This window comes from Mesobacillus foraminis (genome assembly GCF_004340465.1).
GTDB classification, from domain to species: Bacteria; Bacillota; Bacilli; order Bacillales; family Cytobacillaceae; genus Mesobacillus_B; species Mesobacillus_B foraminis.
The window spans coordinates 325,936-350,089 of sequence record NZ_SLVV01000002.1 but is presented as its reverse complement, the minus strand read 5'-3'; the positions used below and the strand labels follow the sequence as shown (position 1 = coordinate 350,089).

The following is a 24,154-nucleotide window of genomic DNA, read 5'->3' as shown; positions in this document are numbered from 1 at the left end:
CATTTTACAGGATGGACTTTCCTGTTATCCAAATCAAAAGATAGAGGTGGACAAACATGAATGTAGTGGTAGAGGAAAGTATTAGTTTGTTAAGAAGACCGGGAATCAGAATGACACAGCAGCGACTAGCAATTATGGAGTATCTGACCACCTCAAACTCCCATCCGACAGCTGAAGAAATATACAGAGAACTAAATAAAAAATTACCTAACATAAGCAATACGACTGTTTATAATAATCTGAATTTCCTAAAGGAGCAGGGCTTGATTCAGGAACTAATCTTTGGCCAGAGCTGCAGCCGATATGAATGGAGAACAAGGCCGCATTATCATGTCATATGTACTGAATGTGGAAAGATAGACGATTTCGAGCTCCCTGAACTCAACCGATTAGAAGAAGCCGCACAAAGGGAATCAAACTTTCAAATATCCGGTCATTTATTCGAGCTTTACGGAATCTGCACCGAATGTGGACAAGAACCCTTACAGTCCTGAGCAATAAGAGAAACAAGGGGAGATGGATGTCTTCATCCAGTTCAGTTAATGCAGGGACTCTTAAAATAACAACTAGATAAAAATTCATTTACAGATTAATTAGCACGTAATTAATATGCAAGAGTAAACTCAGAGCAGTATTGACCTGTAATAATTGGGGTAAGGCGTTTAGTTATCTATGGCACCCGATACGATTATAAAAGTTTTATGCCTTTATCTAATGTACAGACAGTTTTTCAATTGTTTGTATTTTTTTAGTCCATTCTGAATGGATATTGTGGAACAAGGTAGACTGCCTGTACATCTAAAAAGCATCTATCAGGCAGAGCGATTGAATATAAAAAAACGATTAAAATGTAAGCGCTTATATTGACAGTTTTTATAGAAAGTGTTAATTTTAAATAGAAGCCGGTTGCACGATTTAGAAGGATGGCTTTTCGTTTATTCTTACTGTAAACAGGGAATAAACTGAAGAACGACAGGTAAAACTAAACGCGTAATTTGGTTAATTTCAACACGGCTTGTACAAGCCAATCTAGGAGGATTTTATTTTTATGAAAAACGGTAAAGTAAAATGGTTTAATGCTGAAAAAGGTTTTGGATTCATCGAAGCTGAAGATGGAAACGACGTATTCGTTCACTTTTCTGCGATTCAGTCAGAGGGCTTTAAATCTTTAGAAGAAGGCCAGGAAGTATCTTTCGAAGTTGTAGAAGGAGCTCGCGGACCTCAAGCGGCTAACGTTACAAAGCTATAATCCAACCAAATTTAACCGCTCAGCCTCCAGCAGGCTGGGCTTTTTATTTTATTGCTTTCATCAAGGAGAAGCAGCTAACTGGACATTAGATATGTTCTGGTTTTTGTTCCGGCCTCCCCCTCCCAGGAAATAGTTCCTTTTTCTCACTTCTATGACAGAAACTTTCATCCATGTATGTAAATTTCTGCTATGACTCTTGATTAGCAACTCATTATCGCAATATATTAAAATAGAAGGATATGCGCTACATACCAACCATTTGTTCCTGAGTAAAAGGAAAAAAAGGTAGAATAGCTGGACAGCTGTTGTTAGAATTGGAACAAATGTTCCTGGTGTTACCTGATTTTATCAAGCTGTGAATGACTGTCAGTTTGTTATAATGGTAGCATTGCAATTATCGGAAAAAACTTGAGGGGGATAAAAAATGAAATTTATCCATACGGGGGATTGGCATCTTGGGAAATTGGTCCACGGCCTATATATGACAGCCGATCAAAGAGCCATCTTGAATCAATTTATTGAACTTGTAGGGGAAGAACAGCCAGATGCTGTGATTATAGCAGGAGACTTATATGACCGATCGGTACCGCCGACAGAAGCAGTTGAGCTCCTTGACGAAGTCCTGTTCAAGATTAATGTTGAACTTAATATACCAATAGTGGCAATAGCGGGAAACCATGACAGTGCGGAACGATTATCTTTCGGAAGTTCCTGGTATCGCCATAATCATTTTTACCTGACAGGAAAGCTGACAAATCAATTTCATCCAGTGCGAATCAATGGAGTGAATTTTCATCTGGTTCCATATGCAGAACCCGGTCTTGTCCGCCATTTGCTGGATGATGAATCGATCCATTCCCATCAGGATGCCATGAAGTCTGTCATCGGAAGGATCGAAGAAACAATGGATCATACCGAGCCCAATGTTTTGGTTGGACATGCATTTGTGCTGGGAGGAGAATCCTGCGATTCAGAAAGGACACTGTCTGTTGGCGGTTCCGGGTGCGTTACATCCGACCTGTTCGCCCCATTCTCCTATACCGCGCTTGGACATCTGCACAGCCCGGATGCCATCCGCCACAATAAAATAAAGTATTCTGGCTCACTGATGAAATATTCTTTTTCAGAAGCGAAGCAGCGAAAATCTATTTCCATTATAGAGATGGATGAGAAAGGCGAGTTTGGGATCAGATACCGAACGCTCGCTCCCCGCCAGGATATGCGTGAGGTAGAAGGATATTTAGAGCAGCTTCTGGATCCGGACTTTTACCAGAATCAAAATACGGAAGACTATTTGAAAGTAACTCTTCTCGATGACGGGTCTTTAATTGACCCGATTGGAAAACTGCGTCAGATTTATCCCAATGTTCTCCATCTTGAACGGAAGATTGAAACCATTGACCAGAAAAAACTGAAAAGCTTTGCAACCGCTAGAGAAGAAAAAAAATCGGAGCTCGATTTATTTGCACAATTTTACAGCCAGATGACGACAGCAGATTTTACTGATGAGAAACGCGAGATAATGGCTGGAATAATTAACAAGGTCCTGAAAGAGGAGGGACTCAAATGAAGCCGCTAAAGCTCACATTGCAGGCCTTTGGGCCATATGCAGAAAGTGAAACCATTGATTTTACTACACTTGAAAACCGGACAATGTTTGTTGTTTCCGGGAAAACGGGCTCCGGAAAGACCACTATATTTGATGGAATCAGTTATGCCATTTACGGGAAAGCAAGCGGCGAAGACAGAAATGGCCCCGATTTGCGAAGCCAGTTCGCGAGGGATGAATTGTTGACGGAAGTCTCCCTTGATTTCTCGCTCAGGAATAAAACGTACCGCATCACACGCTCACCGCAGCAGGAAAAAAAGAAGGAGCGGGGAGATGGGTTCACCACTGTCGGTGCGAAAGCGGAGCTGTATCTTCTGAATGATGGATCATCTCAGCTGCTTGCAGCTAATGTACGTGATGTGGATGAGAAAATTAAAGAAATCATGATCATTGACAGCAATCAGTTCAGGCAAATCCTTATGATTCCTCAGGGAGAATTCCGAAAGCTGCTTACTTCTGACAGCAAAGATAAAGAAGTTATTCTTCAAAGGCTGTTCCACACGGAAATTTATAAACGAATTGAAGAAAGGCTTAAGGTAGAAGCAACGGAACTAAAGAAGCTCGTTGAGGCACAGGCAGATGAAAGAAACTCCGCTTTAAAAAAAGTACATGCCTTTGGAAATGAAGAATTGCAAACCTATCTCGAATCCGGAAACATGAATGATGCCTTGATGGTTCCCCTTATAAAAGCAGGAATTGCTGCGATGGAGGAAGAGCTGGAATCTTTAAATGTAGGTCGTAATCGCCTGCAGCATCAACGGGACCAGCTTCAGCAAAAACTTTTTGAAGCCGAAACAATCATCAAACAAATGAAGGCATTAGAGGAGCTTACACAGAAAAAAGCGGCTCTTGAACAACAAAAAGAGTATTTTAATGAGAAGGAGCGGGAAGCAAGGCTTGCCAATAAGGCTGCTCTTCTCGCAAGCCAGGAAGAGCTTTGTCACCGCCTAAAACAGGATTCAGACCAGCTTCAAGCAAGAATTTCGGTCATGTCTGATCGCATAGAGGCACTTAAACAGAAACAAATTTTATGTGAAGAAGAGCTGAACAGACAGACGGGAAGGGAACAGGAACGCAAGGAAGCTGCTGATGCAATCAATCATCTGGAGCATATTAAGGAAGATGTAAAAGCATACGCAGGTCTGCAAATGGAAACGGGGAAATTACACCAGTACCTTGAAAATGTAAAAAGGCAAAAGCAGCTGTATGATACAGAAACCATTAAATTGGAAGAAAACTTAAAAAACCTCCACAGTGAAAAAGAGGAAATCGAAAAAGTTCAGTTCCAGTCAGTTGAGGTAGAACGAAATCTGGAAAAGCTCCAGGCTGAACTGGACAAACTGTCCAAATATCGTTCTCAACTAGGGCGAATTAAACAAGCCTCTGACCACTTTGAAAAAAAGAAAGCCCTGTATGAAAAAGCCGAAGAAAGGCTGCAGGACGGTAAAGCGTTAGTCCGGGAACTGGAACAAACATGGCTTCATTCTCAGGCAGCGGTCCTTGCCAGCACACTTACAGCAGATGAGGCCTGCCCGGTCTGTGGTTCGGAGCACCATCCCAAACCAGCTTCAGGCAATGAGGGGCAGTTTCCAACACAAGAAGATTTAAAGATTGCCAGAGAGCAGGCGGGGCAGCTTGAAAAGGAGAAAGGGAAAGCAGACAAGGATTATATTGAATCTAGCACAAGTTTAAAAGCACTCCGGGAAACCGGCCGGGAACTGCTTGATGAATTGCAGAACATCCGTCCCGGGTTTGAGGAGGAACAGCTTGATGCTGCCATAGATTCTGTAAAGGGTGACCAAAACAGGCTGTTGGAACTGCAGGCAGCACTTGCTGCAAAGGTTAAGAGGCTTGGGCATGTAAAGGAAGAAATCACAAAAGCAGATTTGAAAAGAATCAGCCATCTGGAAAAAATAAAAAAGCTGGAGGAAGATTTCCAAAATATCACGATTCAATATACAGAAAAGAAAACGACTCTTTCCAGAATGACAGATTCAATTCCAGAGAACCTCCGATCATGGGATGCTTTTGAACAACAGCTTCAGTTTGCCAGACGCCGTGTGGATAAACTGGCCGAGGAATTGGAAAAGGCACAAAAGCTTTATCAGGACGCAAAGGAACTGCTTGATGCTGAAAACACCAGGGTAGAGGAAGCCGATAAGCGGATGAAGGAAATTAAGGACAAGCTTGCCGAGGAACGGGAAAGCTTTAGGGCCAGCATGATTCATCAAGGCTTTGAAAATTATCCACAGTACAACCAGGCAAAACGGACCGATGCCGAGATTGAGGACTTGGAAAACTCTGTAAGCCGTTATCGTGAAGAGCTCCGTTCTGTTTCGGATCGGGAAGAAGAATATTCTAGAATCTTAAAAGACATCCAAAAGCCTGATCTGGTATCCTTAAAATCCAGCCTGGCTGACCTCGATACAAAACTGTCCCAGCTTACAGAAGAGTATCAGAACATCTATATCCAGAAGCGGGAGAATGAAAATATTATTTCCACTGTCGAGAGAATTAATGAGAGCATCAAGACGCTTGAAGAACGATACCTGCTGATAGGCCATTTATATGAAGTATCCAAGGGACAAAACACACACCGGATTACTTTTGAGCGCTACGTTCTGGGTGCTTTCCTGGACGATATTTTACGCGAAGCCAACGGAAGGCTGGCCAAAATGACAAGTGGCCGATACCGTCTCCTTCGTAAGACCGACCGATCAAAGGGGAATGCCCAAAGCGGTCTTGAACTGCTTGTTTTTGACCAGTATACTGGCCAGGAACGCCATGTGAAAACACTCTCGGGCGGGGAAAGTTTTAAAGCAGCCCTTTCCTTAGCCCTAGGGTTGGCCGATGTTGTTCAAAGCTATGCAGGCGGTGTCTCTCTTGAAACGATGTTTATAGATGAGGGATTTGGCACCCTGGATCCCGAATCCCTGGACCAGGCCATTGAGACCTTAATTGATATTCAAAGCAGCGGAAGGCTTGTCGGCATCATTTCCCATGTACCCGAACTGAAAGAGAGAATTGATGTTAGACTGGAAGTAACCGCAACCCAATCAGGAAGCAAAACTAAGTTTCATTTCCTGAACAGTTAAGAAAAAATGAGGGCCCTGCATGTTGCTGCAGGGCTCTTTTGTATGCTCCATGATCAGCGAGGAGTCTGCTTGAAAAATAAACTGAGGGATTTGTAAAATAAAAGTGGTACTTTGGAGAATAAAAGAGAGAGTTTGGAGAATAAATCAGGAATTTGAACAATATCACCTACAGTTTGGAAAATAAAAGATTCTGCAGGTGCCCGGGTTCCCTGCCTGAAAAATAAACTGAGGGATTTGAAAAATAAAGGCGGTACTTTGGAGAATAAAAGAGAGAGTTAGGGGAATCAGAAATTTGAACAATATCACCTTCAGTTTGGAAAATAAAATGGTTTCCTAGTTACCCAGGGTGCCCCCTATAATAATAAAAATATAAGCAGAACTGCCTCATAAAAAGGAATACAAGCCAAGGTTATCGAACTATTCAATGATAACGATAATTTCACTAGGACTCCAGAAAAAATATACGATAAATAAGTTTTTGATGATGATTGTGAAGGAGGCTTGAAATGAGAGTGAGAAGGGTCGGAATTGATGCTGGGGGATCTCTCCTTAAAATGGCCATTGAGGAAGCGGGACAATATCATTATAAAAAGTATCCAGTTACCCAGATGGAGGAGGCCATGGGGTGGCTTTCCTTTATGGCTCAGGGGGCTTCGGTCGGATTAACTGGTGGCAGGGCCCATGTACTCCAAAATAAATTTTTTCCTTCAGCGAGAGTGATTCCTGAATTTGAGGCAACCTGCGCAGGGGCGAGGTTTCTTTTACATATAGAGAATAAAAAAGTTGACCAGCCATTTATGCTGGTCAATATCGGGACAGGAACCTCCTGGTATTTGGTAGATGGGAAAGAGGATCAACGAATTCTTGGCAGTGGTATTGGCGGTGGAACTTTTATGGGATTAGGTCAAATCGTGGCAGGGGCCAACGATTTTCAAAAGCTTGTTGAGCTTGCCAAGGCAGGCGAAAAGGAGAAAGTGGATCTTTTAGTAAAAGATATTTACCCTCCTGAGATATCTCCTCTGGAAGGAAATCTGACAGCAGCCAACTTTGCAAAAGCATCCTTCTCATCCAATCTAAAGGAAGCTGACATGTCAGCTTCGGCATTAAACCTGGTTGCTGAAACCATCATTCTTTTAACCAAACAGACTGCCCAGCTTCACGGGGTAAAAAATATTATTTATATAGGCAGCACACTTGCTGGGAATGCCCCGCTGCAGGACGGTTTAGTGGAGCTCTCCAAAATGGCGGGACTCCAGCCGGACTTCCTTGAAAAAGGAGAATATTGCGGAGCTTTGGGGGCAATTATGTAGTCTGCCATGATTCTTGAACTCCTAACGGATTCAGTATAAAGTTAAAGAGGTAAGCTAATTAAAGAAGGTGTCAACTTGGAAAAAAGATATTTTACGATAGGAATGGCCGGGCATATTGATCATGGCAAGACTTCGCTGACAAAAGCGATGACGAATGTAGATACCGACCGACTCAAGGAAGAAAAGGAACGTCAAATTTCAATCGAACTTGGGTTTGCTCCTTTATATGAGGATGAGGAAATCCAGGTTTCTGTTATCGATGTTCCAGGACATGAACGATTCATAAGGCAGATGATCGCGGGTGTTGCAGGAATTGACCTGGTGGTACTGGTGGTAGCTGCCGATGAAGGTGTCATGCCGCAGACAAGGGAGCACCTTGATATTTTGGGATTTCTGGGTATCCAATCCGGGATTGTCGCGATCACCAAGATTGACAGAGTGGACGAAGAATTTATAGAACTAGTCAAGGATGATATTTTAGGGGAACTAACGGGGACGGTTTTTGAGACATCGCCGGTGGTTATGGTGGATTCCCTGTCAAAAAAAGGAATAGAGGATGTTAAATCCCTCATTATAGATACATTAAAAACAAAGGAAGTCCGTGAATTCCGCGGGGCCTTTCGTTTGCCGATTGATCAGGTATTTACTGTAAAAGGGCAAGGTACAGTAGTAAGGGGAACAGTGTACGAAGGAAGCATTGAAGAAGGGCAGGCTCTGCAGGTGATGCCGAAAGGCCAAGAAGTTCGTGCCCGGCAGCTCCAGGTACATCATCAGCCTGCAAAATCCGCGTTTGCCGGGCAGCGAGTCGCGGTTAACCTTTCGGGAGTGTCCAGGGAAGACGTAGAGCGCGGTAATGTGCTTGTTTCATCTCAGCATTTTATTGTGACAAAAACCATAGATGTCGCTATCACTGTAGTCGAAGATCTAGAACACTTGGTCAAACAGCGTACCCTTATAAAATGCCATATTGGTACTGCAGAAGTAATGGGGCGAATCGTCTTCTTCGACCGAAATGAGTTACAATCAGAAAATGGCGAGGTTCTTTGCCAGCTGCGCCTGGAAGAGGAAATTGTAACAAAGAGGGGCGACCGGTTTATTATCCGGCGGCCGAGCCCTCAGGAGACAATTGGCGGGGGCTGGGTTATTGACCCCAGAGGAAACAAATACCGGTTTGGCCAAGGGACCATTGCCGAATTGGAAAAGAAAAAGGCCGGCACACCTGAGGAACGAATAGAAGCAGCCTTGCTGGAAGCAAAAGGACTTACACTTTCTGAACTGATTAAAAGGACAGCGCTGGAAGAGCAAGAACTGCTGGACAACCTTCAGAGCAAAAAGTTTCTCTTGTTTAATTCGAAAGAATACACGCTTGCCAGTCTGGTCGATTTAATCGAAGAAGACATTGTTGACAAACTGAAGTCTTTTCATGAAAAGCATCCCATGCGTCCAGGAATAAACAAAGCAGAGCTCCTTCAGGGAATACAAAAACAGGTTCCAAAATCACTGGCTGAATTTGTAATTGAGAATGGATTACAGAAGAGAATGTTTAATCGAAAAGAACAGTTTGTCTCGCTCGAAAGCTTTAAGCCTCACGTTCCAAAAAGCTGGGACAAACGGACGGATAATTTACTGGAGGAGTTAAAGGGAGATGGCTTCAAGGTCCGCCATCTTCGCGATTATTTAAATAGTGCCGGGATACCGGAAAGTCTTTCAGCCGAACTGGTGCGCTTTTTGGAAGAGCAGAAATATATCGTTTCATTGGATGAGCAATATTATTGGCATTTTGACAACTTCAGGGAAGCGGTGGATACCCTAAGGAATCATACTGGAAGCGAGTTTGAAGTGGGTGAAGCTAAAGAAGCCGTGAATCTTTCCCGTAAATATATGATTCCATTCCTGGAACGGCTGGATGCGCTGGGTGTTACAAGGCGGGTTGAAAACAAAAGGATATGGAAGAAATAATGCAGCAGATTTGTAACTTAATGGGTTCGGTTCCGAGTACAAAATTTTTAAGGCAGAAGCTGAATTACAGTTCAAAACACATTTCAATTAACTAGCGTATTAACACACAGTAATCTTCGAAAAAAATGCTCAGGGAATGAAACTCTGAGCATTTTACTATTATTAGTTTCTTGAACAAAAACACCCTTTAACTACTACTGAACATTAACTTTTAGTAATTTGATTAATTCTATGATTTTTTCATCGTCACCCTGCTCAATAGACACTAGCTGTGTATTCTTAATAATATCCGTATAGAATTTTTTTCCAGCAGGGTATTGCCCATCCCAGCGTAAAGGAACGTTGTAAACATTAATCGTACCATCCCCATTACTGCTATAAGTTACTGAACCGTCTACTAAGCGAGAACCTGCTAACTGGATAACAGCTTCCGGATAACTAACACTGGTGTCATCATTAGGATTGAGCGGTGTGCCCGCTGGAATGTGCTCAACATGCAATCTATCTATAAATTGATTGGCACCAAGTTGCAGCCAGACTCTTGCGTACTCGATTTGTTCATTAGAATACTGAGATCGTGTTTCTACTTCTTCTGGGTCACCTGTATCTGAGTCACTATGTTCACCAGGGGGGCCATCTTCTAAACCACTATTAACAGAGTCTTCTGACGAGGTGTCACCAGCATCATCAGTGTCTGTTTCCTCAACCTCACTTATTGACATACTTTCAGACGTTTTGGTTGCATCTTCTTCAGTTGATTCTGAAACTGACCTGTTTTCTGAAGACGCAGTTATGGACTCTTCGTTTGTATTGTAAGTACATCCGGATAGCATTAATAAAGCAACATTGAAATAAAGAGTCTTTGTTAGCTTTTTCATTCTTCAACCTATTCCTTTCATAATTGTAAAACCGTTTAAAGTTCGATCGGTACATAGAATCTAATAAAATTGACCTGGCCGTTGCTTGGACCTGTTGACTCAGTCTCTTATGACTTTAACAAAAAAATCCAGCAAACAAATACCAAAACCTCTCAAAGGCAGCTAACCGTATAAACATAAAAATTCACATAGTGAGTCTAATTTCTGTCATCCTTCTAAAAGTGGTTCAATATATGATTGCACTTTACCTTAAAATGGCCAAGACCCTCGCCGGAACAATTTATAAAGGTCTGATTCTTATGTGAAAACGGGCTGCTGATTAGTTTGTGTTTAATTTCTTGCTCCAAAAAAACAGAATCTCGATAATTGAAGGCGAAAGATACGTTGTTACATTCTAATTGAGGATTAGGCTGATCTAACTCATATAACAAACAAGAAGTTTCCTGTGCCATTTCCTCTGCATACGAATCGTCAGGGAGTTCATACTACTAAATAACTATGTTTCCTGGGTTATGAACTGAGGTGCGAAATCTATGCTGCAGCTTGTCTTGAGGGCTATTATTTTTTTAGTCATGCTGTTTCTTATCACAAAATTAGTCGGAAAGAAACAGCTTGCAGAACTCTCGTTTTTTGAATACGTCTCGGGTATTACGATTGGAAGTATTGCCGGAGAGGTGATAATGGGACTGGAGAGAAATATCTGGCATGGCATCAATGCGATTTTAATTTTTGGCATTGCTACCTATCTTGTGGATGCTGTCTCGATTAAAAGCAAGAAGTTTAGGGATCTAGTTGAAGGGAAGGCGGCCGTTTTGATTGAAGACGGTAAAATCCTTGAGGATAATTTAAAGAAAGAGAAATACACGATAGATGAACTGAATGCGCTCCTGCGTCAGAAAAATGTTTTTAAAGCGGCTGATGTAGAGTTTGCGGTGCTGGAAGCAAATGGGGACCTTAGCGTCCTATTAAAGAAGGAGCACCGGCCCTTAACACCTAAAGACCTTAACATGAAACTCCCGCGGGAGAGAGAAGCGATTACAGTTATTATGGATGGAATCATACTCAAAAATGCCCTGGAGAAAACGGGCAAGACCAGGTCTTGGCTAGAGAAACAGCTTCGAAGCAAGGGCACGGAAGTCGATAAAGTATTCTTTGCCCAGGTCGATTCGTCAGATACTATTACATTTGATCTATTTAATGACCATTTTCCGGGTCCCAGGAAGAAAAAAATGAACAATTAATGTATTACATTTTATTAAGCTTATGTTTCAATAGTGTTACAATCGAATAAAATAAAAATGAAAAAAGAGCTGAAAACCTTAATATTCCAAGGTTTTGGCTCTTTTTTCTGTGAAAGTGCTATTTTTACCATAGGAAAATAATACCTTTGAAGGGAATTTTTATGGGTACAAATCTATTAAAGGAAACTTTAGTATATTCTTGTAATGAAAATAAAGGGAGATGCAATCATGAAAAAACAGCTAGTGACCGTTGCCGCAACCGCTGGAATCTTGTTTTCTACATTTAATGGAGCTGCAAGTGCTCATGAAAGGGTTCATACGGTTCGATCCGGAGATACTCTTTGGGGACTTTCAAGAACTTATGATGTTTCAGTTGATAGTTTAAGAAACTGGAATAAACTATCCTCTTCAACTATATATGTAAATCAAAAACTATCGGTTATTGCGCCGCACAGTCATACAGAAGCTCAAAAAAGTTCAGTAACAACAGCTTCTGGCAGTTCAACATATGTTGTGAAATCCGGCGATACATTATGGGGAATTTCAAATAAATTTAATGTCTCTGTCAGTACATTGAAGTCATTGAATGGATTAACATCCGATTTGATCCGCCCTGGACAAACCCTTCGCGTATCTGGAACTTCAGCCACAAAGCAAACAGTTGCTCCAACAACTGCCGGCACAGGTACTTACCGTGTTCAAAGTGGTGATACGCTATCAGAAATTGCAGTTCGCCATAGCGTATCGGTATCACAATTAAAATCATTGAATAACTTAACATCGGATTTAATTTACGTTGGACAGGTCTTAAAAGTTTCCGGCAGCACATCCGGAACTGCATCAACAGCAACAACAACTGTAGTATCATCATCATCAAAAGTAGATGCGCTAGTTGCTGAAGCAAAAAAATATATCGGAGTTCCTTATGTATGGGCTGGAAGCACACCTTCTGGTTTTGATTGCAGCGGATACCTCCAATATGTCTTCAATAAAGTCGGAGTATCCATCCCAAGAACAGTAGCGACGATTTGGGGTGCAACAAAATCGGTTTCATCACCAAGAGTAGGCGATATCGTATTTTTTGAAACCTACCAGCCGGGACCGTCCCACGCGGGAATCTATCTTGGGAACAATAAGTTCATTCATGCGGGATCTTCACGCGGCGTCGAAATCAGCGATATGAATAATACGTACTGGAAGCCGCGCTATCTTGGTGCAAAAACTGCTTTTTAATTATATATAACCAGACTATCAGATTCTAAACCTCCTTTTTGGAGGTTTTTTATTTTTTTTCGTTCTATACGCTAACTTTTGATAAAATAGGGTTATTCTTTTGTCACGGAGGTTCTAATATGTTTATTTCGAAGATTCATCATGCGGCAATCATTTGTTCGGACTATCATGTATCAAAAGAGTTTTATGTCAATACTCTTGGCCTCCCTATTATATCTGAAACCTACAGAGCGGACAGGGAGTCCTATAAATTGGACTTACAAGTCGGAGAAAGCCAAATTGAACTTTTTTCCTTTCAGGATCCCCCGGCACGTCCAAGTTATCCAGAAGCACGGGGCTTACGGCACTTGGCTTTCTCGGTTAGCAGCATCGACAGGGCGATAACGTCACTTTCAGCAAAAGGAATACAGGTGGAACCAGTTCGCGTAGATCCTCTGACGGGCAAACGCTTTACATTTTTTGCAGATCCAGACGGCTTGCCAATTGAGTTGTATGAGGACTAAAAAAGAATGTGCATCAGTTTTTTACATGTTAAAGGCGGTTTAAATATGTTTTAGCGTTCCATCTCCAGGTTTGTCCATGGTAACCTTGCCGTTCCATTTTTGACAAAGGCATTATAAGCTTATCGTACTTCTTGTACGGCAGTGCATTCCTCGCATTTATTAGCAGTTTTACTGATAAAAATCGACCAGCAATCAAAAGGAGTGCAGGAGGTACTTAAAGCTTTAACCAAACGTCCTTCTTCTGCATGAAAACGAACATGAAGACATCTCCTGAATAATTCCCGGCTTATTACATAAGATATAAAAAACTGAGGAATAGATAGTCTGCCAAAAGTGAGTTGGAAGGAAGCAAATCTTTTGGTGCATTTGAGGAGCATGCAGATGATTTATGAAGATGAAAAGCTCATATTTATTAAAGAGCTTGGACGATTAATTGAAGACTACCAAAAATGTGAGGATCAAAAATATAAAGAACTTATATATGATGATATTATGCAGCTGATAGAGGTCATTAATTAATAATGTAAAACATGGATTAATAGGGGACTCTTGAGCAAAAAAACGCACGGTGCTGTGGTCGACAGGCGCCGTGCGTTTTTATTTCCATAAGATAGCTAGTTGTTTGGCTCGGAAGGGACTGAAATGTCTTCAAGTGCTTGCCCTGCATCATCATTTACTTGTTCGTTAACGGCCAGGTCGCCAAGAGAAACAATGCCGAAAAGCTTCCCATCATCGACAATTGGAAGACGGCGAATTTGCACATCAGCCATTAAATCGGCTGCTTCCTCCGCTGACATATGAATACTGCCTCTGACGGGGTCGCCAGTCATCACCTGAGAAACTGGAGCATCAATCGGGAGCTGATCCGCCATTCCCTTAATGATCAGGTCTCTGTCCGTGGCCAGACCAACTAATTCATCATTTTGACAAATTGGAATGACTCCTACATCTAATTCTTTCATTTTTGAAGCAACCTCGTACAATGGCGTATCAGGATGGCAGGTTTCTACATCTGTTGTCATTACTTCCTTGATTTTCATTGGATACCCTCCTATTAATGGACTTAAGGTTCATTACCACGAAGCACGTACGGGAAAACTGTTAGTTTTTTGCAGAAATATTGGTATTATAAATTGGATAGCCTGCATGTGATTTCATAAAGGTTTGAATTCATATGACAGAGAAAATGAATGGGGGACCAAAAATGATAGACCTTAGAAGTGATACAGTAACAAAGCCTACGGAAGAAATGAGAAAAGCCATGTACGATGCTGAAGTGGGTGATGATGTATACCAGGATGACCCGACAGTGCGGCTTCTGGAAGAAACCGCAGCGGATATTCTGGGAAAAGAATCCGCTTTGTTTGTTACCAGCGGCACGCAGGGAAACCAAATAGCGGTCCTCACGCATTGCCGCCCTGGACAGGAAATTATTCTGGAGGCAGAATCACATATATTTTACTATGAATCTGGCGCAACAGCAGCTCTTGCAGGTGTCCAGACAAGGACCATCCAGGGGACGCGGGGAGCGATGGACCCCGCTGCAGTAAAGGAAGCGATCCGGGGAGTAGACATACACTATCCTGAAACGGGATTGATTTGCATTGAAAATACCCATAACAGGGCAGGGGGTGCGATAGTTCCTTCTGAAAATATGAGGGAGATATATGAAATGGCAAAGTCCGAAGGGATCCCTGTCCACACTGATGGAGCCAGGCTCTTTAATACTGCCGTTGCTGCAGGAGCAGACGTCAAAGAGTTTGCACAGTATTCCGACACAGTCCAGGTCTGCCTTTCCAAAGGCCTTTGTGCACCGGTTGGATCCATTATTGCGGGAAGCAAAGAATTTATCGCTATTGCAAGGAAATGGCGGAAACGGCTTGGCGGCGGAATGAGGCAAGCAGGCGTCATTGCTGCGCCAGGATTAATTGCCTTGACGAAAATGAAAGACCGATTAGCTGAGGACCATGCCAATGCCAAACGTCTCGCAGAGGGTATAAGGGAGATAAGCGGGCTTCAAGTCGTTAATCAGGTAGACACCAATATTTTGGTTGCAGATGTAAGCGGGCTTGGGGTAACCTCCGGGGAGTTCGTCCGCCACCTTAAGGAGCAAGGCATTCTGGCTGGCAGCGCAGGTTCTGCTACCGTACGGTTTGTTACACATTTTGATGTAAAAGAAAACCAGATTCAAAACGCTGTATATTCGATTTCACAGGCAGCACGGAAAGCTGCCGGGAAAATAACAGGATAAAAATTGACTTCCTTCTATTTGAAGGAAGTCTTTTCAGTCTTAAACTACCTATTTTAACGGTACATGGTCCACATCCCAATCTCCTTGAATCCCAGCCTTTTATAAATTCGTCCTGCGTCCGGGTTATCATAAAATAGACAAAGGATCCGCCCTTCCTCTAAAACATCTTTAAACAGTTTTTGCATCACAGCCGTTGCGTGGCCTTTTCGGCGGTAATTCTTATGAGTGCATACACCAACAACCATTGCAGACATCGAATTCTCCGCAGCAGTTGACGCACAGGCCGTCATTGTTCCATCCTCCTCTGTATAGAACGTCCTCCCGGTACCCGATTCCATCGCTTGAATCAGCATTTCATGTGCGTTTTCATTCACCACAAACTCATCAATTGTTGATCGAAGTTGAATAATCCTGTCTACATCAGAAATAGCAGCCTTTTCCACCAGCAGATCTGTACTCCCCAAATGATCAGTTGTCCGGCATTCCGCAAAAAAGGTTTGCTGCTTCCGTCCAAGGGACAGACCCGCCGCTCTTTCAAATTGTTCGACAATAGCAGCCTTTCCGGAAAGAACGGGTCGATCCGAATACAACTTCATAATTTCTGCAAACTGATGAACGCTGAAAGAACCTTTTGCATAGGGGATAAATGAGTTATGGAACCGAAGAAATACGGCAATCAATGTTCCATCCTCTGTAAACTCTCCCCATAGCTCCTGGAAAGATGTATCATACCCAAAAGCTTCAATGTCCCCAATAATAAACAGGTTGATGGATGGTTCATCACTCAGGAAATCCATCACTTTTCCATTGTCTTCGCCTGTCAACTTTCTGATCATTCCGGCTCACCTTTTTTCTGTCATTTTTAAATGTTTAAAATTTGTATTCTATTTTAATATAAAAAAACCATCCTATGTTAATAATCTTAAAAATTTTCCCAATATCAAAAGGACGACCTTTTATTGATTTAGACTGAAAATTTAAAATATACTTAAGGCGCAGCAACAGGCTGCAACTATTTCCTGAGAGGAGCTAAAAGATGAAAAAGCGAAAAGTAGCTGGATCTGCCATTCTTAGTGCTGTAATGGGAGTCGCAATGTTTGCCGCAGGTGCTTTTAGTCAGGAAGCGATGGCTGTAGAAAAGAACGAAATGATCCGGGTACATATCCAGGGTCCAAATTCCGAAAAAGTAAAGGCAAAGCAAAGCGTTGGGACTCGATGGGACTTTGGGGAAAAAGGTTTCACTGCAGAAGTGAATGAAAAACAGTTTCAGGCTTTATTGAAAAATAAAAATTTAAAGATTGATAGAGTGCAGGAGGTACAATTAGAAAGCTCTGTGGAGGCGAAGCCAGGTTCCGGTGCCCAGGCACTCCCTGCCGATCAGCTTCCATGGGGAATTGAGGCAATCTATAATGACAGCAACCTCCAGGCAACTTCTGGCGGAAACGGGATAAAAGTTGCTGTGCTTGATACGGGAGCCAATACGGGCCATATAGATCTACGCGATAATGCCGAACAATGCAAGGATTTCACACAATCGAGCAACCCATTGGTAAATGGCTCCTGCAATGATCGCCACGGTCATGGGACACATGTTGCGGGAACTGTTCTTGCCAATGGGGGGAACGATGGCCTGGGCATTTATGGAGTAGCCCCAGAAGCAGAATTGTGGGCTTATAAGGTCCTTAACGATAGAGGATCCGGCTACTCTGATGATATTGCGGCAGGAATACGCCATGCAGCCGATGAATCTGCCCGTACAGGGGCTAAGGTCGTTATCTCCATGTCATTAGGGTCGAGTGCAAAGGATTCATTAATTGCCAGTGCAGTGGACTACGCGTACAATAAAGGCACTCTTGTTGTAGCAGCCGCGGGGAACAGCGGACCAAGCAGCAATACAATTGGCTATCCCGGTGCCCTGGTGAATGCAGTTGCTGTTGCTTCCCTGGACAATAGTATCGTGAACGGGACCTATAAGGTTTCTGATTTTTCTTCTCGCGGCAACCCTGCAACCGATGCTGATTACGTTATACAGGAAAGGGATGTTGAAGTTTCAGCACCAGGCGGCGCCATCTATTCCACAGCTGCAAGTGGAGGTTATACGACCATGAGCGGAACATCCATGGCGACTCCGCATATTTCCGGCCTGGCAGCAAAAATATGGGCCTCGAATAAAACATTGACCAACAAACAGCTGCGAACAGAGCTCCAGAACCGTGCGAAGCTTTATGATGTCAAGGGTGGAACAGGAGCAGCAGCCGGTGATGACTATGCTTCAGGATTCGGGTTTCCAAGGGTAAAATAAAAGACTGCTGGGAGCTGACCCAAACCGGGCAGCTCTTTTGCTGGTATTATTTTCCGAATATACAAAATAGTATAAAAATGAGTCTTTTTAACTGTTTAAGTTTTGAAAAAAGGTGATAGATTATTAAGAAAAGGCTGGTGAGCAAATGCACTATGGTCCTTTGATAAAATATCACCGCATTCAAAAGGGTTTGACTCAAAAAGAACTGGCAAATGGAATCTGTTCGATTCCGCATTTAAGCAAAATTGAAAGCAATTCAAAAGAGGGGAACCTGGAAACAATCAGGCTTTTGTTAGAAAGATTGGATATAGACCTGGAGGATATTGACGGTCAGGAAGTCAAAATCGGTGAGTTAGTTGCCAAGCTGAACGACAGAATTAATTATCATCTGAAAGAAGAGGCAGACTCACATATGGAAGAACTGAATCAACTGAAGGGCACCATTCCATATTCATCCATGCTTTATTCCATTGAACTGACCAAGCTTCGCTATCTGATATTCTCAGGCAGCTTGAAGGAGGCAGAGGCTCTGAAAGACAGGTTGAATAAACAAAAAAAGAATTTTTCCCAACATGAATTCCGTTTATTTTGTTATCTAAATGCCTTATTTTTATTAAAAAAGGGAGCGTACAAACAGGCCAATTCCATCCTTCAGAGCCTTTCGGAGGATATGCTCCCGGGCATTGACCATGGAGAGTTCTATTATCACCAGGCACTGTCAAAGACATCGCTTGAGCAGTCCGGGTATGCAATCCATTATGGCAAAATGGCTTTGCAGGCGTATACACAGGATTTAAACTTCATCAGGATCCTCCATACGCTCATGCTTCTAGGCATTAATTATACTCACGCAAAGATATACGAGGAAGCTTTGAACTGCTTCAACCACCTAATCAGGAATGCTGCACTTATGAAAGATATCCAGTTAAGAGCACAAATCTATCATAATATGGGGTATTTACAAAAGAAAATTGGAGAGAAAGAGGAGGCACTCTCCTATTTTAACCATAGTCTTTCCCTGGCTGAGAAGGACACTCACCCCTATATGATTTCCCTTTACTCTGTGGGGGAAATCTATTATTGGAATGGGCAGTACTTACAGGCATCTAATTATTTTAAAAAAGTAAAGGTCCTCGCAAAAAAGCTGCAAATAAAAAAATATCAAATCCTCTCCACCTATTATCTGCTTTCAATCGAACGTCCTTCGGAATCGTGGGATTATCTTGAGTCCAAAGTGATTCCTGCAGTAGAAGAAAGCCAGGCGCATTATGAAGAACTGCACAGCTTTTACAAACTGCTTTCCAGTCATTACATAAGTATAGGGCGGGTTGAAAAAGCAGTTGAATATCTAGGGAAAATCAGCTAAAGGAGGAAATAAGAATGAAAAAACTATTATTAAAAATCATGGTAATTGGAGCCTTACTCATCGTCATTTCTGGGGAAGCCGGTGCTATGCGGGGGCAGGAAAGCACCGAAGGCAGTCCCGTCGGTCATCCTATTCTGCCGCCTGTCTGACAGTAATAGTGAGTTTTTTGGTAAAATAAAGCTGCTGACCGACACAAACAAACATCCCCGTTCGGACTCTTTATTGATGTCTTTTTAGACAGATTTCAAAAGAGGAGGTTCGGTATGGGGAAGTTAAGCACTGATATTGACGAATTGCTGGAAGAGACTGAACATATTGATGGGGAAGATGCATACTTGATGCTGAACCAAATCGAAATTGATGTTTTGCTGGAAAATACTCGTGACTGGTAAATAGATATCCGCTTCTTTAATGAGGGCGGATTTTTCATTGCATAGATCCTCGAACGTATGTGCTATAATAGAGGAAGAAAAATTCAACGGATAACAGCATGGCTTTGCGGGGTGAAAAAATGGACAATGAGTATAAAATATCGGTTAGGGCACTGGTAGAATATGTGTTCAGCTCCGGAAGCATTGAATCAGGGTTTCGAACAGCCTTGTCCTTAACGGAAGGGACTAGGGCCCATATCGAACTGCAGAAAGATTACCAGGAATCGGACCAGCGGGAAGTCCCTCTGCATACAACTCTTCCGCTTGACGGTATCAGCCTGCATATCGATGGGAGAGCAGACGGGATTCTTTTCAGAAACGGGGAGGTGACGGTTGATGAAATCAAATCAACAGCCGGCAGACTCTCATTGGTGAACGAGGATACATATCCTGTACATTGGGCCCAGGCAGACTTTTATGCCTACATGTATGCAAAAGACCATGAAATCTCTGCAATGAATATCCAGCTGACCTATAAACAGGTTCAGACGGGAGAAGTGAAACGGTTTGCCAAAAAGCTCCTGTTCAAGGAACTGGAAGAGTCCATTCATGATTTGGCAAGCCGTTTTGTGCCATTTGCCAGACTACGGCTTGCTAATATCGAAAAAAGGAATCGCAGCATAAATGAACTTTCTTTTCCTTTCGAGGATTACAGGAAAGGGCAAAGAATGCTCGCTGGTGCTGTCTATAAGACCGCATTGGAGAAAAAAACCTTATTTGCCCAAGCTCCCACTGGAATAGGTAAAACGATTTCAACGATTTTTCCGTCTGTAAAAGCAATTGGTGAAGGCCTCATTAATAAAATATTCTATTTAACTGCCAAAACGATTACCAGGCAGGCAGCAGAGGAAGCCTTTAGGCTAATGGAAGAAAAAGGGCTGTTTTGCCAGTATGTAACCATCACAGCGAAAGAAAAGGTGTGTCTTAAAGATCACACGGTCTGTACAAAAGAGCAATGTGAGTTTGCCGATGGCTATTATGACCGTATCAATGGTGCAGTGCTGGATATTTTGGAGAATGAAACAAGAATGGACCGGGAAATAATTGTGCGCTATTCCAGGGTACACAGAGTTTGCCCTTTTGAATTTTCACTGGATCTGGCTTACGTTTCGGATGCTGTTGTATGTGATTACAATTACGTATTCGACCCTCGAGTATCAATCAAGCGGTACAGCGAGGAGTACAAAAAACAGAGCGTTCTGCTTGTGGATGAGGCCCATAACCTGGTTGACCGGGGGAGGGAAATGTATTCTGCATCTCTGAATAAAGCCCCGTTCCTTCAATTAAGGAGACAGTACAAAGAAATCAACGGGAAAATCTATGAGATTTCAAAAAAACTGAACGAATTTTTTATTTCCATCAGGAAGCAGGCAGGGTCTGAAAAGACAATGGTTCTAAAAGATACCCCGAAAGAACTTAACGGTCTGGCCGATCAGTTTATAAGCGAGTGTGAGCTTGAACTGCTTAAAGGGAAAGAGGAAGAACCCCTATTATTAGAAGCTTTTTTCGCTGTCCAAAACTGGGTCAGGATCGGAAAGCTGTATAGTGAAGAGTTCACTACCTACTGTGAGATCAGCAATAAGGATGTCAGCATAAAACAATTCTGTCTGGATCCCTCAAGGCTGGTCCGGAAGTATGCCAAGTCTTTTCGTTCCCGGGTTTACTTTTCAGCTACTTTCACACCTTTGGTCTATTACTTAAACATGCTGGGAGGAGGAGAGGAAGATTACAAAATTACGCTGCCGTCCCCATTTGTGAGAGAACAGAACGATGTCCGCATCTGCCCGTTGTCAACCCGTTACAGGGACCGTGACCGGTCGATACTTCCCATTGTCCGGACCATAACAAATCTTGTTCATGAGAAACCCGGAAATTACCTCGTTTTCTTTCCGTCGTATCAGTATATGTCCTCTGTCCTGGAGAAATGGGAGGGGGCAGGAATTGAGACGCTTATCCAGGGTACGGGAATGGATGAAAGGGAGCGGGAAGCCTTCTTAGAAAATTTTTCGCCCAAAAATGAAGTCTCGTTAGTAGGTTTCGCCGTACTTGGCGGAATTTTCTCAGAGGGAATTGATTTAAAGGGAGACCGGCTGAATGGAGTGGTTATCGTAGGTGTGGGCCTTCCCCAGATAGGGTTTGAGCGTGACCTGATCAAGGGATACTTTGCAGAAAAAGGAATGCATGGCTATGATTATGCGTACGTTTATCCTGGCATGAATAAAGTGCTCCAGGCAGGCGGAAGGCTCATCCGGTCAGAGAATGACAGAGGAACAATCATGCTGATCGATGACCGCTTTCTCCTTCCTAAATATCAGCAATTAATTCCAAATGAATGGATGGACTATAAAATAATAAATTAAAGTAATCTTTTTGTAAAAAGAAGGTTTCAGCTGTTTTTTACAGGGGTAAAACTACAGGTCACATCTTATTGGGACATGATGAGTTCAAAAGAGGATGCGAGGAAAAAGTTTCCCATCATAACCTTAAAAAGGACGATCTCATCCAACAAATGATTATAGTCCGATTAGTCTTCTGGGATTAAACTCACAAAGGGGTTAGCAAATGGTGGAGACAGAAGAGGTTTTAATTTTTATTGAAGAATTAGGTCGTCTTTTCAAAGATTACAAAAAATGTAATGACAAAAGAATCAGAAGGCAGATTATTGAAGATATCCGCCTTTTAGGCGAAGCAATAGATCCCAATCACTAGTTATAATGAGGCCTTGGTCTTACTGTCGGAGTCTTGCCAATCATTACGTTAATTGCCAGGACCCTGTTGCTGTAACGATAAATAAGGACCGAAAGTAAAATTTCGGTCCTTTTCGGGTATTATGCAATAACCATTTCTTCCAGGTCAGAGGTGACGGTGTTGTTCACAATGGCCTGAACTTCTGCCCCCTCGAGTGTTTCCTTCTTTAACAGGGCTTGTACCAGACCCTGAAACTCTTCTTCATATGAGCGGATCAAGTTTTCTGACAGCTCAAGCGCTTCCTGGAACAGCTCCTGCATTTTTACTTCTTTTTGCCCCTTGCTGAAGGTCAGAGTAAATCCATCCTGCAAAAGGCCAGTGTCAACCATTTGCTCAATGATTTGTTTCGCCTGCTGAACATCCCCGCTGACACCGATGCTATGCTCGCCAAGGAACATTCGTTCAGCTACACCGCCGGCGAGGATCATCGCTACTCGATCCAGAAGGTCACTGGTTGTAGATAAATGCAGTTCCTTCGGGATCGGGGCTACGTACCCAAGCGCCTGCCCGCGAGGAATGATAGTGGCTTTTCGGACAGACCCTGGTTTAGTAACAGCTGACACAAGTGCATGCCCCGCTTCGTGGATTGCCACTCTCCGTTTAGTGTCAGCATCCTGAAGGGCTCTTGTTGTGCTCCCAAGAATTGTTCTGTCTAAAGCATAATCTAGATCGCTTTTTATTAGATAATCGCGTCCTTTTCGAAGTGCAAGCCTGCTGGCCGTAGCAAAGAGCGAAGCGAGTTCGGCGCCGGAAAATCCGGATGTGCTTTCTGCCAATTCGTCCAGTGAAGCAAGTACTTCCTCTGACAGATTTTTTCCTTTTACATTGATATCGATAATTTCCTTGCGTCCTTTTGTATCGGGAAGCGGAACCTGAAACGTGAAATCAATCCTGCCCGGGCGAAGGAATGCATCGTCAAGCATATCTTTCCGGTTCGTCGCAGCAATAAATAAAATCCCATCATTCGAATGGCCGCCATCAAGCTGAACCAGAAGTTCGGTCAGAGTCTTTTCGCCTTCCTCGCCGCCATTCGGTTTCCTTTTGCCTGCAAGAGCATCCACTTCATCAATGAAAATCACTGCCGGCCCCTGTTTACGCGCATTCTGGAAGAGGCTCCTCACACGTGAGGCACCAACACCGATGAACATTTCGTTAAAGGCAGAACCGCTGGCCGAAAAGAAATTGGCATTTAGTTCATGTGCGATAGCTTGTGCCAGCAATGTCTTTCCTGTTCCAGGAGGGCCGTATAATAGGATGCCCTTCGGAGGTTTAATGCCCATTCTTTCAGAACGGTCCGGGTCTTTTAAAATCGATAATGTCTGGAGTATCTCCTCTCTCATTTCATCCTGCAGTCCGCCCACGTCTTTCAGGGTAATCGAGGGGAGAGGGAGGGGCTTGGAGATACTGTTCTTCATTTTGTTCCCCATGCCAATTCCACCCTGGGTTTTCTTCTGTACAATCAAAACTGCCGCCGTTAACAAAATCAATAGGCCGCCAATGATCCAAGGGCCGTATTTGCTGTTATTGGAATAAGTATAATGTATATTATTTGTGCCAACCAGTTGATCAACCATTTGGCTATTTGGAGGTACTTGAGAGATATAAGTAGCATCTTTCGTTTTTAATTCAAGCGTGCCATCCTGCTGCTCGGTAAGTGTAGCCGTTTCTGTATCAAGCCCTTCAACTGTTTTCACCATATCAGAAAAAGGAACAGAAATCTCATGGCTGGCTGTATTAACAAACCAGGTGATACTAACCGCCATAATGATGATAAAAAACGCAAAAAACGGGAGTAGTTTGGAAACAAGTTTAGAATCGTGCAAATTCAATCAATTCAACTCCTCATTCATTCTACTTCCCATTATAAAGCAAGTGGAAATGATATAAATAGGAAAGAGCCTGGTAAATATATGAAAATAAGAATCTGGTGTTTAAATGCCGGAAAGGAGAGGGAAGATGTCTGAACACTGCTGTAATAA

21 protein-coding genes are annotated in these 24,154 nt (G+C 42.8%); 17 read left to right on the top strand and 4 right to left on the bottom strand.

The annotated features are described in order from the left end of the window. Positions 1-56: 56 nt before the first annotated feature. From EV146_RS04115 to selB, 6 genes are all read left to right on the top strand, one after another. On the top strand, positions 57-494 hold the full coding sequence (locus EV146_RS04115) for a Fur family transcriptional regulator (RefSeq protein ID WP_132002224.1): 438 nt from the start codon (positions 57-59) through the stop codon (positions 492-494). Between the two features lie 554 nt (positions 495-1,048). Continuing rightward, the gene (locus tag EV146_RS04110) at positions 1,049-1,249 is read left to right on the top strand and encodes a cold-shock protein (RefSeq protein WP_121613335.1); all 201 of its coding nucleotides are present in this window, start codon (positions 1,049-1,051) and stop codon (positions 1,247-1,249) included. Between the two features lie 424 nt (positions 1,250-1,673). Further along, entirely contained in the window at positions 1,674-2,819 is a 1,146-nt protein-coding gene (locus EV146_RS04105; RefSeq protein WP_132002221.1) for an exonuclease SbcCD subunit D, read from the top strand. Beyond that, the gene (locus tag EV146_RS04100) at positions 2,816-5,953 is read left to right on the top strand and encodes an AAA family ATPase (RefSeq protein ID WP_132002218.1); all 3,138 of its coding nucleotides are present in this window, start codon (positions 2,816-2,818) and stop codon (positions 5,951-5,953) included. Before EV146_RS04105 ends, EV146_RS04100 begins: the two co-directional genes overlap by 4 nt. 506 nt (positions 5,954-6,459) lie before the next feature. After that, positions 6,460-7,263, top strand: coding sequence for a type II pantothenate kinase (gene coaW, locus EV146_RS04095; protein ID WP_132002215.1), 804 nt, complete (start codon positions 6,460-6,462; stop codon positions 7,261-7,263). A 75-nt stretch (positions 7,264-7,338) separates the two neighbouring features. Beyond that, the gene (gene selB, locus EV146_RS04090; RefSeq protein ID WP_132002212.1) at positions 7,339-9,222 is read left to right on the top strand and encodes a selenocysteine-specific translation elongation factor; all 1,884 of its coding nucleotides are present in this window, start codon (positions 7,339-7,341) and stop codon (positions 9,220-9,222) included. 194 nt (positions 9,223-9,416) lie between these two features. On the opposite strand, the gene EV146_RS04085 is transcribed toward selB, so the two are convergent. Then, entirely contained in the window at positions 9,417-10,100 is a 684-nt protein-coding gene (locus EV146_RS04085; RefSeq protein ID WP_132002209.1) for a hypothetical protein, read from the bottom strand. A gap of 533 nt (positions 10,101-10,633) precedes the next feature. On the opposite strand from EV146_RS04085, the gene EV146_RS04080 reads away from it, so the two are divergent. From EV146_RS04080 to EV146_RS26770, 4 genes are all read left to right on the top strand, one after another. Then, a complete protein-coding gene (locus EV146_RS04080; protein WP_132002206.1) occupies positions 10,634-11,341 on the top strand; it encodes a DUF421 domain-containing protein in 708 nt (235 codons plus the stop codon). Between the two features lie 228 nt (positions 11,342-11,569). After that, positions 11,570-12,574 carry a C40 family peptidase gene (locus tag EV146_RS04075; RefSeq protein ID WP_132002203.1) on the top strand — a complete coding sequence of 335 codons (1,005 nt, stop codon included), beginning with the start codon at positions 11,570-11,572 and terminating at the stop codon, positions 12,572-12,574. A 119-nt stretch (positions 12,575-12,693) separates the two neighbouring features. Next, entirely contained in the window at positions 12,694-13,077 is a 384-nt protein-coding gene (gene gloA2 / locus EV146_RS04070; RefSeq protein ID WP_132002200.1) for an SMU1112c/YaeR family gloxylase I-like metalloprotein, read from the top strand. A 357-nt stretch (positions 13,078-13,434) separates the two neighbouring features. Continuing rightward, positions 13,435-13,596, top strand: coding sequence for a hypothetical protein (locus EV146_RS26770; protein WP_158286992.1), 162 nt, complete (start codon positions 13,435-13,437; stop codon positions 13,594-13,596). A 95-nt stretch (positions 13,597-13,691) separates the two neighbouring features. Here EV146_RS26770 and EV146_RS04065 read toward each other — a convergent pair whose 3' ends face one another. Continuing rightward, positions 13,692-14,117 (bottom strand): CBS domain-containing protein, encoded by a 426-nt coding sequence (locus EV146_RS04065; protein WP_132002197.1) that lies wholly within the window; start codon positions 14,115-14,117, stop codon positions 13,692-13,694. 164 nt (positions 14,118-14,281) lie between these two features. Between EV146_RS04065 and ltaE the strand changes: the two genes are divergently transcribed. Next, positions 14,282-15,328 (top strand): low-specificity L-threonine aldolase, encoded by a 1,047-nt coding sequence (gene ltaE, locus EV146_RS04060; RefSeq protein WP_132002194.1) that lies wholly within the window; start codon positions 14,282-14,284, stop codon positions 15,326-15,328. 53 nt (positions 15,329-15,381) lie between these two features. Here the strand turns inward: ltaE and EV146_RS04055 are convergent, their stop codons facing one another. Continuing rightward, the gene (locus EV146_RS04055) at positions 15,382-16,164 is read right to left on the bottom strand and encodes a GNAT family N-acetyltransferase (protein ID WP_132002191.1); all 783 of its coding nucleotides are present in this window, start codon (positions 16,162-16,164) and stop codon (positions 15,382-15,384) included. Between the two features lie 200 nt (positions 16,165-16,364). Here EV146_RS04055 and EV146_RS04050 point away from each other — a divergent pair, with 200 nt between their 5' ends. The 6 genes from EV146_RS04050 (at position 16,365) to EV146_RS27400 (ending at position 22,136) form a co-directional block, all read left to right on the top strand. Beyond that, positions 16,365-17,630 (top strand): S8 family peptidase, encoded by a 1,266-nt coding sequence (locus EV146_RS04050; RefSeq protein ID WP_132002188.1) that lies wholly within the window; start codon positions 16,365-16,367, stop codon positions 17,628-17,630. A gap of 145 nt (positions 17,631-17,775) precedes the next feature. Next, positions 17,776-18,996 (top strand): helix-turn-helix transcriptional regulator, encoded by a 1,221-nt coding sequence (locus EV146_RS04045; protein WP_132002185.1) that lies wholly within the window; start codon positions 17,776-17,778, stop codon positions 18,994-18,996. Positions 18,997-19,010: 14 nt separating this feature from the next. Beyond that, positions 19,011-19,145, top strand: coding sequence for a hypothetical protein (locus tag EV146_RS28090; RefSeq protein WP_258235849.1), 135 nt, complete (start codon positions 19,011-19,013; stop codon positions 19,143-19,145). A 114-nt stretch (positions 19,146-19,259) separates the two neighbouring features. Next, complete coding sequence (locus EV146_RS28085; RefSeq protein ID WP_257535595.1) at positions 19,260-19,388, top strand: hypothetical protein; 129 nt, start codon at positions 19,260-19,262, stop codon at positions 19,386-19,388. A 119-nt stretch (positions 19,389-19,507) separates the two neighbouring features. After that, positions 19,508-21,787, top strand: coding sequence for an ATP-dependent DNA helicase (locus EV146_RS04040; RefSeq protein WP_132002182.1), 2,280 nt, complete (start codon positions 19,508-19,510; stop codon positions 21,785-21,787). Between the two features lie 202 nt (positions 21,788-21,989). Continuing rightward, the gene (locus EV146_RS27400) at positions 21,990-22,136 is read left to right on the top strand and encodes a hypothetical protein (RefSeq protein WP_181215818.1); all 147 of its coding nucleotides are present in this window, start codon (positions 21,990-21,992) and stop codon (positions 22,134-22,136) included. A 119-nt stretch (positions 22,137-22,255) separates the two neighbouring features. On the opposite strand, the gene EV146_RS04035 is transcribed toward EV146_RS27400, so the two are convergent. Beyond that, positions 22,256-23,938 (bottom strand): AAA family ATPase, encoded by a 1,683-nt coding sequence (locus EV146_RS04035; RefSeq protein ID WP_132002631.1) that lies wholly within the window; start codon positions 23,936-23,938, stop codon positions 22,256-22,258. Between the last annotated feature and the right edge of the window lie 216 nt (positions 23,939-24,154).

Coding starts and splice junctions, on each gene's coding strand:
- EV146_RS04115 (WP_132002224.1), top strand. CDS start 57: ATGAATGTAGTGGTAGAGGAAAGTATTAGTTTGTTAAGAAGACCGGGA.
- EV146_RS04110 (WP_121613335.1), top strand. CDS start 1,049: ATGAAAAACGGTAAAGTAAAATGGTTTAATGCTGAAAAAGGTTTTGGA.
- EV146_RS04105 (WP_132002221.1), top strand. CDS start 1,674: ATGAAATTTATCCATACGGGGGATTGGCATCTTGGGAAATTGGTCCAC.
- EV146_RS04100 (WP_132002218.1), top strand. CDS start 2,816: ATGAAGCCGCTAAAGCTCACATTGCAGGCCTTTGGGCCATATGCAGAA.
- coaW (WP_132002215.1), top strand. CDS start 6,460: ATGAGAGTGAGAAGGGTCGGAATTGATGCTGGGGGATCTCTCCTTAAA.
- EV146_RS04085 (WP_132002209.1), bottom strand. CDS start 10,100: ATGAAAAAGCTAACAAAGACTCTTTATTTCAATGTTGCTTTATTAATG.
- EV146_RS04080 (WP_132002206.1), top strand. CDS start 10,634: ATGCTGCAGCTTGTCTTGAGGGCTATTATTTTTTTAGTCATGCTGTTT.
- EV146_RS04075 (WP_132002203.1), top strand. CDS start 11,570: ATGAAAAAACAGCTAGTGACCGTTGCCGCAACCGCTGGAATCTTGTTT.
- gloA2 (WP_132002200.1), top strand. CDS start 12,694: ATGTTTATTTCGAAGATTCATCATGCGGCAATCATTTGTTCGGACTAT.
- EV146_RS04065 (WP_132002197.1), bottom strand. CDS start 14,117: ATGAAAATCAAGGAAGTAATGACAACAGATGTAGAAACCTGCCATCCT.
- ltaE (WP_132002194.1), top strand. CDS start 14,282: ATGATAGACCTTAGAAGTGATACAGTAACAAAGCCTACGGAAGAAATG.
- EV146_RS04055 (WP_132002191.1), bottom strand. CDS start 16,164: ATGATCAGAAAGTTGACAGGCGAAGACAATGGAAAAGTGATGGATTTC.
- EV146_RS04050 (WP_132002188.1), top strand. CDS start 16,365: ATGAAAAAGCGAAAAGTAGCTGGATCTGCCATTCTTAGTGCTGTAATG.
- EV146_RS04045 (WP_132002185.1), top strand. CDS start 17,776: ATGCACTATGGTCCTTTGATAAAATATCACCGCATTCAAAAGGGTTTG.
- EV146_RS28090 (WP_258235849.1), top strand. CDS start 19,011: ATGAAAAAACTATTATTAAAAATCATGGTAATTGGAGCCTTACTCATC.
- EV146_RS28085 (WP_257535595.1), top strand. CDS start 19,260: ATGGGGAAGTTAAGCACTGATATTGACGAATTGCTGGAAGAGACTGAA.
- EV146_RS04040 (WP_132002182.1), top strand. CDS start 19,508: ATGGACAATGAGTATAAAATATCGGTTAGGGCACTGGTAGAATATGTG.
- EV146_RS27400 (WP_181215818.1), top strand. CDS start 21,990: ATGGTGGAGACAGAAGAGGTTTTAATTTTTATTGAAGAATTAGGTCGT.
- EV146_RS04035 (WP_132002631.1), bottom strand. CDS start 23,938: ATGGCGGTTAGTATCACCTGGTTTGTTAATACAGCCAGCCATGAGATT.